The organism is Heliomarina sp. (assembly GCF_052826185.1).
In genome coordinates this window covers 155,597-168,026 of sequence record NZ_JBRBUI010000027.1, presented here as the reverse complement: position 1 = coordinate 168,026, position 12,430 = coordinate 155,597, and the positions used below count along the sequence as shown (strand labels likewise).

General features: G+C 58.6%; 9 protein-coding genes. 3 read left to right on the top strand and 6 right to left on the bottom strand.

Annotated features, from left to right (window positions below):
* Window positions 1-21: 21 nt before the first annotated feature.
* Window positions 22-1,047 carry a hypothetical protein gene (locus ACU0FH_RS09610; RefSeq protein WP_446194404.1) on the bottom strand — a complete coding sequence of 342 codons (1,026 nt, stop codon included), beginning with the start codon at window positions 1,045-1,047 and terminating at the stop codon, window positions 22-24.
* Window positions 1,048-1,136: 89 nt separating this feature from the next.
* Window positions 1,137-3,857, bottom strand: a complete 2,721-nt coding sequence (secA, locus tag ACU0FH_RS09605; protein WP_446194403.1) for a preprotein translocase subunit SecA — start codon at window positions 3,855-3,857, stop codon at window positions 1,137-1,139.
* 173 nt (window positions 3,858-4,030) lie between these two features.
* Between secA and ACU0FH_RS09600 the strand changes: the two genes are divergently transcribed.
* From ACU0FH_RS09600 to mutT, 3 genes are read left to right on the top strand one after another with little or no spacing between them, the layout of a single operon-like run.
* Window positions 4,031-4,882 carry a peptidylprolyl isomerase gene (locus tag ACU0FH_RS09600; protein ID WP_446194402.1) on the top strand — a complete coding sequence of 284 codons (852 nt, stop codon included), beginning with the start codon at window positions 4,031-4,033 and terminating at the stop codon, window positions 4,880-4,882.
* Window positions 4,883-4,886: 4 nt separating this feature from the next.
* Window positions 4,887-6,113 (top strand): bifunctional glutamate N-acetyltransferase/amino-acid acetyltransferase ArgJ, encoded by a 1,227-nt coding sequence (gene argJ, locus ACU0FH_RS09595; protein WP_446194401.1) that lies wholly within the window; start codon window positions 4,887-4,889, stop codon window positions 6,111-6,113.
* A gap of 3 nt (window positions 6,114-6,116) precedes the next feature.
* Entirely contained in the window at window positions 6,117-6,515 is a 399-nt protein-coding gene (mutT, locus tag ACU0FH_RS09590; RefSeq protein ID WP_446194400.1) for an 8-oxo-dGTP diphosphatase MutT, read from the top strand.
* A gap of 406 nt (window positions 6,516-6,921) precedes the next feature.
* On the opposite strand, the gene infB is transcribed toward mutT, so the two are convergent.
* Genes infB through rimP form a run of 4 tightly spaced genes read right to left on the bottom strand, consistent with a single transcriptional unit; the run spans window position 6,922 to window position 12,290 of the window.
* Window positions 6,922-9,420 carry a translation initiation factor IF-2 gene (gene infB, locus ACU0FH_RS09585; protein WP_238372110.1) on the bottom strand — a complete coding sequence of 833 codons (2,499 nt, stop codon included), beginning with the start codon at window positions 9,418-9,420 and terminating at the stop codon, window positions 6,922-6,924.
* Window positions 9,420-10,049 (bottom strand): RNA-binding protein, encoded by a 630-nt coding sequence (locus ACU0FH_RS09580; protein WP_446194399.1) that lies wholly within the window; start codon window positions 10,047-10,049, stop codon window positions 9,420-9,422. The genes infB and ACU0FH_RS09580 overlap by 1 nt, the downstream gene beginning before the upstream one ends.
* A gap of 21 nt (window positions 10,050-10,070) precedes the next feature.
* Window positions 10,071-11,699, bottom strand: coding sequence for a transcription termination factor NusA (nusA, locus tag ACU0FH_RS09575; protein ID WP_446194398.1), 1,629 nt, complete (start codon window positions 11,697-11,699; stop codon window positions 10,071-10,073).
* Window positions 11,700-12,290 (bottom strand): ribosome maturation factor RimP, encoded by a 591-nt coding sequence (rimP, locus tag ACU0FH_RS09570; protein ID WP_446194397.1) that lies wholly within the window; start codon window positions 12,288-12,290, stop codon window positions 11,700-11,702.
* Window positions 12,291-12,430 lie beyond the last annotated feature (140 nt).

Sequence of the window (12,430 nt, the reverse complement as noted above, 5' to 3'; positions counted from 1 at the left end):
GATACCTGTCTGTTGCGCGGCTTATCTGGCCGCGATTTTCAGGTCATCAATCAGATTATTCAACACCAGAAAATCCCCCACCGACGAACATTCAGGTACGGAAAGCACAAGATCTTGGGTTCGTGGCAAATCCGCATCCCTCAACTCGATGGACTGGGCAGCAATGTCACGGCCACAGTTTTTCTCGGTCACCTCTGCTTCGACGGTCAGGGCAATGGTCCCGACTTTTTTAGAACGCGACTTGGGGAAGGTATAGATTTCCGCGAGATTGGCATCGGCAAGCGTCGGATCGCCAAGGCGCGAGACCCGACCACCTTCCTCGCCAGCAGGAGAGGAGCTTTCGGCCCAGACATGCCCAGCCGAACCATAATCGGCACCGAATTCGCGGGCGTGGATCTGGAAACCGCCGTTGCCTACCCATTGCAGCGCGACCCGGTCATATTCCGCAAGACTCGGCACCTTCGCCGTCGCCACCACGGCGCCATTGGTGTCCGGCACGATCATGAAAACCGCCTTTTGCGAAAGCGCGGGGATCGTCACCTGAAGCCTCCCCTCGTCCGAGGTGCTTTCGGTCACGATCATGCCCATGTGGTGCAGGCTGATCCGTTCGTTGGGATTGCAGGGCGCGGCAATGTCGAGCGCAACGCTTGCCGGTTCTACTGGCTTTGCGCTGACCTGAATTTCACATCCGCGAAACGGGGTGTCGGCCTCAGCCAGTTCGACCAGCGAAGGAGGCTTTGAAATATTGTAACTCTCCGGATGAGAGAGAAGTTCTTCTCCCATCTCATCGTGATCCATGCTCATTGACGTGAGCTCAATCCCCGTAACCTCGAGCGGCATGCCATCCACGATCACCGGATCATCAGTGGTGCAGATATCCCAAGTGAGCCTTGGGTCGGTGGACGACAATTCGGCCTGCTTGATTTCCGGTGACTTGAGACCGAGAGCCTTTTGTTTCACGGGTCCGGCGGACTGCATGAAAAGGCCAATGGCAAAGGCGCAGCCGAGGGTGCCCGCCGTCGTTGCGATCAGTCGTAGCTTGCTCATTCGAGTCTCCGAACCAGTGGTTACAGAGCTGTCTGAACGCAAAACGCGGCCAACTTGTGGCCGCGTTTAGGAGTCATTCTGGCGCAAAGTCAGGTGATCTTGCCGTGGCAGTGCTTGAACTTGAGCCCGCTGCCGCAGGGGCATTTTTCGTTACGACCGGGATTGCCCCATGTTGTGGGGTCATTTTCATCGAAACCCGGTTTAGCCTCGGCGACCTCGGTTTCGGCCTGCTGCGGCTGGGCCGCGACCTGACCTTCGGCTTCGGCGCGCTGACGCATCTCCGGGTTCTGAGCGAGGAACTGCGCCATCATCTGGCGCTGCTCGTCCTCGGTCGGCATCTTGAGGTTCGACAGGTTCTGCGTGACGGTTTCGCGCAGACTGTCAAGCATGTTCTCGAACAGCTGGAAGCTTTCGTTTTTGTATTCGTTGAGCGGATCACGCTGCGCATAGCCACGGAAACCGACGACCGACCGCAGGTGTTCAAGCGTCAGCAGATGCTCGCGCCACTTGGCGTCGATGGTCTGAAGCAGGATCTGCTTTTCGATATTGCGCATGTTCTCGGGGCCGAATTCCACGGCCTTCTTGGCCATGTTTTCGTCCGAGGCTTTCTGAAGCCGCTCGCGTATCTGTTCGTCGTCGACGCCGTCTTCTTCGGCCCATTCGATGACCGGAACGTCAATTCCCAGCTTCTCGATGACTTGAGCATAGAGGCCCTGCATATCCCACTGATCTGCATAGGTCTTGGGCGGCATATGCGCATCGACCAGATCGTCGATGACTTCGTGGCGCATATCCTGCGCGATCTCGGACAGATCGGCGGCCTCCATGATCTCGCGGCGCTGGCCAAAGATGACCTTGCGCTGCTCATTCATGACGTCGTCGAATTTCAGCAGCTGCTTTCGGATATCAAAGTTGCGGCCTTCGACCTTGGCCTGCGCGCGTTCGAGTGATTTGTTGACCCAGGGATGGATGATCGCCTCGCCTTCTTTCAGGCCGAGGGTGGTCAGCACTTTCTCGAGCCGCTCCGAGCCGAAAATCCGCATCAAGTCATCTTCGAGCGAGAGATAGAAAGAGGTACGGCCCGGGTCACCCTGACGGCCCGAACGGCCGCGCAGCTGGTTATCGATCCGGCGGCTTTCGTGCCGTTCCGAGGCCATGACGTAAAGACCACCCGCCTCCAGCACCTTCTTCTTTTCCTCGGCGTGCTTGGCTTCCTCGGCCTTGCGCAGCGCTTCCGGGTCGGCGTCGGGGTTGGCCTCCATCGCCTCAAGCACCTTGATGTCGATGTTGCCGCCAAGCTGGATGTCGGTGCCGCGTCCGGCCATGTTCGTGGCGATGGTCACCGCGCCCAGCTTGCCCGCGTCTCCAACGATCTGGGCTTCCTGTTCGTGCTGACGCGCGTTCAGGACGTTGTGCTTGATGCCTTCCTTGGTAAGAAGCTGGCTCAGCACCTCGGATTTCTCGATCGAGGTCGTCCCGATCAGAACCGGCTGGCCCTTTTCATGGGCCTTCTTGGCTTCTTTGATGATCGCGTCGTATTTTTCGCGCACCGTGCGATAGACCTGATCGTCTTCGTCAACACGGGCAATCGGCAGGTTGGTCGGCACTTCGACCACGCCAAGCCGGTAGATTTCCATGAATTCTTCGGCTTCGGTGGTTGCCGTACCGGTCATGCCGGACAGCTTGTCATAAAGACGGAAGTAATTCTGGAAGGTGACCGATGCCATGGTCACGTTTTCCGGCTGGATCTGGACGTCTTCCTTGGCCTCGATGGCCTGGTGCAGACCATCGGAAAGGCGGCGGCCGGCCATCATGCGGCCGGTGAATTCATCCACCAGCACGACCTGACCGTCGCGCACCATGTAGTCCTTGTCTTTCTGGAACAGCTTGTGCGCCCGAAGACCCTGGTTGACGTGGTGCACGATGGTCGTGCTTTCCGGGTCATAGAGCGAATGGCCCTCTTCAAGCAGGCCACGGGCGGTCAGCTGTTCTTCGAGGAATTCGTTGCCTTCGTCGGTGAAGGTGACGTTCCGCGTCTTTTCGTCGAGCGTGAAATGCTCATCCGTCAGCATAGGGATGAAGGCATCGATGGTCTTGTAAAGCTCGGACCGGTCCTGCGAGGGGCCGGAAATGATCAGCGGAGTCCGTGCCTCGTCGATCAGGATACTGTCGACTTCGTCAACGATCGCGTAGTAGTGCTGCTTTTGGAAAACCTGCGACAGTTCGGATTTCATGTTGTCGCGGAGGTAGTCGAAGCCGAATTCGTTATTGGTGCCGTAGGTGATGTCCGACTGGTAGGCCGCCAGCTTGGCATCGTTCGGCATGTCGGACCAGATCACGCCCGTGGTCATGCCCAGCGCCGCAAAGACCTTGCCCATCCATTCAGAGTCACGCTTGGCGAGGTATTCGTTGACCGTCACCACGTGCACGCCCTTGCCGACAAGCGCGTTGAGATAGGCAGCAAAGGTCGCAGTCAGCGTCTTGCCTTCACCCGTCTTCTGTTCAGCGATATTCCCCTGATGCAGAAAGATCGCGCCCATGAGCTGGGTGTCGAAGGCGCGCAGGCCCAGCGCGCGGCGGGCGGCTTCGCGGCAGTTGGCGAATGCTTCGGGCAGCAGGTCGTCAAGCGAGGTACCGTTGCGGGCCTTTTCCGCCAGCTCCTGCGTTTTTTCCTTCAGACCGTCATCGGTGAGCTTCTCGAATTCAGGTTCGAGAGCGTTGATCTGTGCGACCAGTGGGCGCGTCGCCTTGATCTTTCGGTCGTTCGGTGTTCCGAACACCTTTTTGGCGATAGTTCCGATACCCAGCATTTGCTCTCCAGCCGATCTGACATATTCGTAATTTTCGCAGGCTTGCCCGCCCTTCGCGCAACCCATAGGTAAAAGGGACGCAGGTCCTGCCAAGGCCACAAGGCGATGTAAGGGGCAGGCCATACAGTGTCAACGGCGCGCCCCGTCGCGTCAACGCGAATAGGATGATTTCAATGCTTAAACGTCTCACATTTCTGCCTGCAGCGGCTTTCGCCGTCAGCCTGGCACTCCCGACGGTATCCAGCGCCGAACCATCGGCGGATACAGTCGTGGCGCGGGTGAACGATCAGGAAATCACTCTGGGTCATGTCATCATCGCTTTTGCCAGCCTACCGCAGCAGTACCAACAGGTGCCGCCCGAGCAGCTTTACCCGGCGATCATCAACCAGCTCATCCAGCAATCCGCACTGGAACAAGAACACGAGGGCGACCTGCCGAGACATGTCGCCCTGTCGCTCGACAATGAGCGTCGCTCGCTTTTGGCGGGAGACAAGATCGAAAGCATCATGCGCGACGCGGTGAGCGATGCCGATATTCAGGCAGAATACGATTCTCGTTATAGCGATGGTGTCGGCGGCACTGAATACAACGCATCGCATATTCTCGTGGAAACCGAGGAAGAAGCGAACGCGATCCGCGAAGAAATCATGGGCGGCGCGGACTTTGCCAAGACTGCCGAAGAAAAATCCACCGGCCCATCCGGCCCGAACGGGGGATCGCTGGGCTGGTTTGGTGAAGGCGCGATGGTGCCCGAGTTCGAAGCGGCCGTGGTCGCGCTTGAAGCCGGCGATGTGTCGGAACCGGTGCAGACCCAGTTCGGCTGGCACGTCATCAAGCTGAACGAGACCCGTCAGGCCGATGCACCGCCGCTGGAAGAGGTACAGGTCGAGATCGCGACCGAGCTGCGTCAGAAAGCGGTTGAGAAACGCATCGAAGAGATTACCAATGCAGCCAACGTGGAAAGGCCCGAAGTCGAAGGGTTCGATCCGCAGATGATTACTGACCTCGAGATGATTCGGAACTGACCCTATGGCCAAGACCCTTGCCGTATCGCCGCTGGCACCGGCTTCTTTCCCCGATCTTCCCGTCATTGACGGGGTTCGTTTTGCATCGGTTGCGGCGGGGGTCCGCTATCAGGGACGTACAGACGTCATGCTGGCGGTACTGGATCCCGGCACGTCGGTCGCCGGGGTTTTTACCCGGTCGGCCACGCGCTCGGCGCCGGTTCTGGACTGTCAGTCGAAACTGGGCGGCGATCCGGAACCGGGTGCCGCCATCCTGGTGAACTCAGGCAATTCCAACGCGTTCACCGGGCAGCGCGGGCAAATGTCTGTTGCAGAGCTCACGAGAGCGACAGGCGAGATCGCCGGTGTGCCCGAGGCCCGCGTCTTTACAGCCTCGACAGGCGTGATTGGCGAGCCATTGCCGCACGACCGGATCATCGCCAAGCTCGACGCGCTCAAGACCGCATTGATTCCCGAAGGCATTTCCGACGCGGCGCGGGCGATCATGACAACGGATACCTTCCCGAAAGGGTGCAGTCGTCAGGTCGAAATTGACGGCAAAACCGTGAGTATCGCGGGAATCGCCAAGGGTTCGGGCATGATCGCGCCCGATATGGCGACGATGCTTGTGTACATCTTTACCGATGCAAAGGTTGAACAAGGTGCCTTGCAGGGCATGCTTTCCAAGCTGACCGACCGAACATTCAATTGCATTACGGTCGACAGCGATACCTCGACCTCGGACAGCTTGATGCTCTGCGCGACCGGTGCATCGGGGGTTGATGCCACCGGGAATGGGGAATTCCAAACAGCGTTGCACGAGGTCATGCTGGATCTGTCGCATCAGGTGGTTCGCGACGGCGAGGGGGCAACCAAGTTCGTCGAGATCCAGATTTCGGGCGCGGCAAACGATGCTGACGCCAAAACGCATGCCATGGCAATTGCCAATTCGCCACTGGTCAAGACGGCGATCGCCGGGGAAGACCCGAACTGGGGGCGCGTCGTGATGGCGATAGGCAAATCCGGTGCCGCGGCCGACCGGGACAAGCTGAGCATCTGGTTCGGTGACGTGCTGGTGGCGGAAAACGGCTGGGTCAATCCCGACTATGTCGAGGCCGACGCAGCCGCCCACATGAAACAGCAGGAACTGCTAATACGCGTGGATCTGGGTATCGGCGACGGCACGTCGACAGTCTGGACCTGCGATCTGACGCACGGCTACATCGACATCAACGCCGATTACCGGTCCTGACAGATGAAATCTGTTCTGGTTTCCGCCGTCGCTCTTGTTGACCCCGATGGGCGCATTCTTATCGCTCAGAGACCAGAAGGCAAGGCGATGGCCGGACTGTGGGAGTTTCCCGGTGGCAAGGTCGAACCCGGAGAAACCCCCGAAGAAGCCCTGATTCGTGAGATGCAGGAGGAACTGGGCATCGATACCTGGGCCTCCTGCCTCGCTCCGCTGACCTTTGCCAGCCATAAATATGATGATTTTCATCTGCTTATGCCGCTTTTCGTGTGTCGAAAGTGGCAGGGAATACCCCGGTCCCGGGAAAATCAGGCACTTAAATGGGTCCGGGCGCAGGATCTAAAAAGCTATCCGATGCCGGAAGCGGACCTGCCACTGATTCCCGTTTTGAGAGACTTACTTTAGGGAAGCGTACGATTATCCGTGGCAAAGAAGACATCGTGCACGATTTTAGGACAATATTAATCTTGTTAGCCTAATATTTCCACAAAAACACCCCAAGAAATCACTCGCTTACATAATCGTTTGACAATACAATTTTGTTACATTTCGGGGCATGTTTCTTTTGGGGAGAACATCACATGTTGCGTACTATCACGATCGGGACGTCCATATCTATTCAGGGCATGTTCGTCCGCACACTTCCGAACGGCAAAATTGTCGTTCGCGACGGAAAGACGATTTATACCGGTAAACCGGTGAGCACCGCCGCGTAATTTCGCTACTCACGAAAGACGAAAAAGGCACGGTTTGGGGAAAACCGTGCCTTTTTTTTCTATGTTTGGGTACTTCGCCTGAGCGAGGTGCCGGATTAATCCAGCACCCGCGTGACTTCCTCGCGCTCGAAAATTTCGATCACATCCGCGGGGCGGATATCGTCGTAATTTTCAAAGGCCATACCACATTCCTGACCAGATTGTACTTCGGACACTTCGTCCTTGAAGCGCTTGAGCGTCTTGAGCGTACCTTCGTGGATAACCACGTTGTCGCGCAGCAGGCGAACGCCAGCGGAGCGACGGGCAACACCCTCGGTAACCAGACACCCGGCAACCTTGCCGACGCCGGTAACCTTGAAGACTTCCTTGATCTCGGCATAACCGATGAACTTTTCGCGGATCTCTGCAGAAAGCAGACCGCTTGCCGCCTTTTTCACATCGTCCACAAGGTCGTAGATCACCGAATAGTAGCGGATCTCGACGCCCTTCTGGTTCGCGGTGTTACGCGCAGAGGCGTTTGCACGCACGTTGAAACCCATGATCGGCGCACCTGATGCTTCGGCAAGGCCGACATCGGTTTCCGTAATCGCGCCGACACCGGAGTGCAGAACACGAACGCGTACTTCGTCGTTGCCGATCTTTTCCATTGCCTGAACGATGGCTTCGGCAGAACCCTGCACATCTGCTTTGACGAGGATGGGCAGCTCGGACACGTTTTCGTTCGCCTTGGCGTTCGCCATCAGCTGTTCCAGCGTCGTGGCAGCACCGGCAGCGGCCCGTTTGTCCTTGGCGGCTTTTTCACGATATTCGGCGATTTCGCGCGCCTGCGCTTCGGTTTCCACCACGTTCAGAACGTCGCCCGCTTCGGGAGTACCGTTAAGACCAAGCACCTCCACCGGAACCGAAGGACCGGCTTCTTTGACGCGCTCGCCCTTGTCGTTCTCCATCGCGCGGACCTTACCCCATTGCTCGCCTACGACGAAAATGTCGCCTTGGCGCAGGGTACCGGTCTGGACGAGAACGGTGGCAACGGGACCACGGCCAACGTCAAGCTGCGCCTCGATTACGGCGCCTTGGGCGGCACGATCGGGGTTCGCCTTGAGTTCGAGCAGTTCCGCTTGAAGCGCGATGGCTTCGAGCAGATCGTCGAGACCCTGACCGGAAATCGCCGAGACTTCGACGTCCTGAACATCGCCGGACATCTTTTCTACTATGACTTCGTGATGGAGCAGGTCCGTACGTACCTTGTCCGGGTCCGCAGAGGGTTTGTCGATCTTGTTGATCGCCACGATCATCGGCACCTTTGCCGCCTTGGCGTGGTTGATCGCTTCGATCGTCTGCGGCATCACGGCGTCGTCCGCAGCCACAACAAGCACAACGATATCAGTCACCTGAGCACCGCGAGAGCGCATCGAGGTAAAGGCGGCGTGGCCGGGCGTGTCGAGGAAGGTCAACAGCTGACCGCCATCGGTCTTCACCTGGTAGGCGCCGATGTGCTGGGTGATCCCGCCTGCTTCGCCGGCAACAACCTTGGCGTTACGGATTGCGTCCAGCAGCGAGGTCTTGCCGTGGTCAACGTGGCCCATGATGGTAATGACCGGGGGACGCGACTGGAACGCGCTTTCGTCATCCTCGACCTGTGCGATAACCTGTTCGACGTCGGAGTCGGAAACACGGACGACCTTGTGGCCGAATTCCTCGACGATCAATTCCGCCGTATCTGCGTCGATGGTCTGGTTCTGCGTGACCATCATACCGTTCTGCATCAGCGCCTTGACGACTTCGCCGACGCGTTCAGCCATACGGTTGGCCAGTTCCGAAACGACAATCGCTTCGGGCACCTGAACGTCACGTACGACCTTTTCACGCTCGACATTGCCACCCATCGCTTTCTGACGGGCGCGTTCCTGCTTGCGCTTCATCGCGGCCATCGACCGCTGGCGACCACCTTCGCCGCCGGTCAGCGCCTGATTCAGCGTGAGCTTGCCAGAACGGCGGTTGTCGTCGCGGCCCTTGCCACGATTTGAACGCTGTTCGCGGTCGCGGTCGGCGTCTGCCTTGCGCGGCGAAGCTGCGGGCGCGGATTTGGACGAACGCGGCGCATCGGCAGCAGCCGGCGCTTCGGGCGCTTCCTGCGGCGCGGCGGCACGGCGCGCAGCCTCTTCAGCCTCGCGCTTGGCACGTTCTTCTTCCTCGGCCTTGGCTTTCAGCGCCTCTTCGCGTTCACGCTCTTCGCGCTCTTTCGCTTCCGCTTCGGCGCGGCGGCGATCGCGTTCTTCTTCGCGCGCCTTTTCCTCGGCGATCCGCTGCGCTTCTTCTTCTGCTTCGCGGGCCTTGGCAGCCTGCAACGCTTTCATCCGGCGTTCCATCTCGGCATCAGAGATACCCGCCGGACGGCGGGAAGGATCTGCCGAGGGAGACGTCGCCGCGCCAGTCGCCTTATTGGCGGCGCCCGGCTTGGGAACCACAACGCGCTTGCGCTTGGTTTCCACAACGACATTCTTGGTCCGACCGTGGCTGAAACTCTGTTTCACGTTCCCCGGACGGGACCCCCCACGCAGACCCAATGTCTTTTTGCCGTCAGTATCGCTCATTAAGCTCTTTTTCCTTCCGAGCGGCCCTTGCCGCTCTCCGCTTCGCGCACTCCGCGCAGTCTTTGCGCATCCTCTACAACACGATGGCTGAGTCCACCAGAGGCGAGGGCCGCATGTATCACAGTTTCACGTCCAAAAGCCATCCCCAGCTCATTCGACGTAAGCCAGCCGATGTATCGGCCGAAATGCGGCGTGCTGAGTTTCGACTTTCCCCGACCCGAGCCATCAACGGCCTGGATCAGGATTTCTGCTTCTTCTTTTGCCAGCCAATCCTTGACCTTTTCATATCCGGCCACAGCGTGGCCGGATTTGCGAGCAAGGCTGATCAAATCGATCACCCGGCGCGCAAGCTGGCTTTCGACTTCGTCCACGAGCCCGTCGGGAACCGTGACCGGCCCTTTCAGACTGCGGGCGAACAATTTCTTGTTCACGGCCTTTTCCAAAGCCGCCCGGTCAGCCGCAACATAAGTTCCGCGGCCGGGCAATTTACCCAGAATATCCGGCACGAGCTGGCCTTCGGGACCGGCAACGAACCGGATCAGACCGTTCTTTGGCTGCACCTCTCCGGTCGCAATGCATTTGCGTTCGGGATCGCCATCGCGATCTTTAGAGATGCCTCCGCGGCTCATCCAGCGACCTCCGGGCCCCTATCAGGCCCCGGCCTCCGTGGTGACTTCTACTTCGGATTCGTCGGAGACCTCTTCCTCATCGGATTCGAGTTCCGCCGGATCGACCCAGCCAAGCTGGATACGGGCTGTCATCACCATGTTCTGCGCTTCTTCGAGCGAAACCTCGAAGGGTTCCAGAATACCGTCGTCCTTGGTTCGCTCGCCGTCGACCGTGGTCCAGCCACCGGCCAGTTCCCAGTCAGCACAGGTGGCAAAATCTTCAAGCGTCTTCACACCGTCCTTGGCCAGTGCTTCGATCATTTGGGGTGTCAGACCCTCGAATTCAACCAGGCTGTCCTCAACTCCCAGTGCACGGGCGTTTTCAAGCGCCGCTTTGTTCTGCGCATCGAGGTATTCCGCCGCACGTGCCTGAAGCTCGGCAGCCGTATCTTCGTCCACGCCATCGATGACGAGAAGTTCATCCAATTCCACATAGGCGACTTCCTCGAGGTTGGTGAAACCCTCGGAAACCAGAAGCTGGGCGAAGAATTCGTCGAGATCCAGCGTATCCATGAACAGTTTGGTACGCTGTTCGAATTCGGCCTGACGACGGGCGGATTCTTCTTCCTCGGTCATGATGTCGATGTCGAGACCAGTCAGCTGGCTGGCCAGACGCACGTTCTGACCGCGACGACCGATGGCAAGCGAAAGCTGCTCTTCCGGCACAACAACCTCGATACGCTCGGCTTCTTCGTCGAGAACCACCTTGGAGACCTCGGCGGGCTGGAGCGCGTTGACGAGGAAAGTCGGCTGGTCCTCATTCCACGGAATGATGTCGATCTTTTCGCCCTGAAGCTCGTTCACAACGGCCTGAACACGGCTGCCGCGCATACCGACGCAGGCGCCAACGGGGTCAATGGAACCATCGTAAGAGATCACCGCAATCTTTGCGCGCGAACCCGGGTCACGGGCCACGGCCTTGATCTCGATGATACCGTCGTAGATTTCCGGCACTTCCATCTTGAACAACTCGGCCATGAATTCCGGAGCGGTTCGGCTCAGGAAGATCTGCGGGCCACGCGGTTCGCGCCGCACATCCTTGACGTAGCAGCGGATGCGGTCGTTCGGACGGTAGCTTTCGCGACCGATCTTTTCGTTGCGGCGCAGAATGCCTTCGCCCGCGCCCACATCGACGATGACGTTGCCGTATTCCTCGCGCTTGACGAGACCGTTGATGATGGTACCCGCGCGATCCTTGAATTCTTCGTACTGACGGTCACGCTCGGCTTCGCGCACTTTCTGAAGAATCACCTGCTTTGCGGATTGCGCTGCGATCCGGCCCATTTCGACTGGGGGCACTTCTTCTACGAAAGTGTCGCCGATCTGTGGATCGGCCATGTATTGCTTGGCCTGCGCGACAGTGAATTCGGACTGGTAGTTTTCAAGCTCTTCATCCTCGACCACGGTGCGCACACGGGTAAAGGTCGCACGACCGGTCTTACGGTCAATCGAAACCCGAATGTCCATCTCTGCGCCGTAACGGCTCTTGGCAGCGCGGGCGAGGCTTTCTTCCATCGCTTCGATCACCAGACCGGGATCGATCATCTTTTCGCGGGCGACGGCCTCGGCGGTTTGCAACAGCTCCAGCTGGTTTGCAGAGGTGATAGCCATTTATCTGTTCTCCTCGGGTGAGCTCTCAGTCTCGATTTCGTCAAATGCGTCCTGGTCCAGATCTTCGGGAAGCGTGCCAGCCGCCTTGCGCTGGCGCAGCATTTCCTTGATCAGATCATCGCTGAGCACCAGCTTTGCGTCGCTGAGCCAGTCAAATTTCAGGCCTATGGTGCCTTCGTCCACGTTGATCAGCACCTCGTCCCCGTCAACGCCGGCAAGCATGCCTTTGAAGCGGCGGCGGCCATCGATCAGTTCTGCCGTCTCGATCTTGGCTTCGTAGCCTTCATAGGCATCGAAATCCTTAAGACGCGTCAACGGCCTGTCAATTCCGGGGCTGGAAACTTCCAGCGTATATTCGTCGAGGATCGGGTCTTCGACATCAAGGATCGCGCTGACCGAATTCGATATTTCGGCGCAGTCGTCGACCTCGATGCCGCCGCCGGGCTTGTCCGCCATGATCTGCAAGACAGTCGTCTTGCCCGACATCAGGCGCACCCGGACCAGTTCGAAGCCAAGGTCCTCGATCACCGGTGTGATGATTTCCGCCATGCGTCGGTCGATGGCGGCCTTTGCGATGAGATCGTTGGTCATACGTGTCCAAAAACAAAAAAACGGGCGCGCGGCCCGTTACACTTCTCCGGTGGAGCGTCAGGCCAGAGCCTGCCGCGCCGCTGTTGAGAGGGGATATACGCAGGATGGCCCGAGTCTGCAAGGGTGAAAACGGAAAGCGC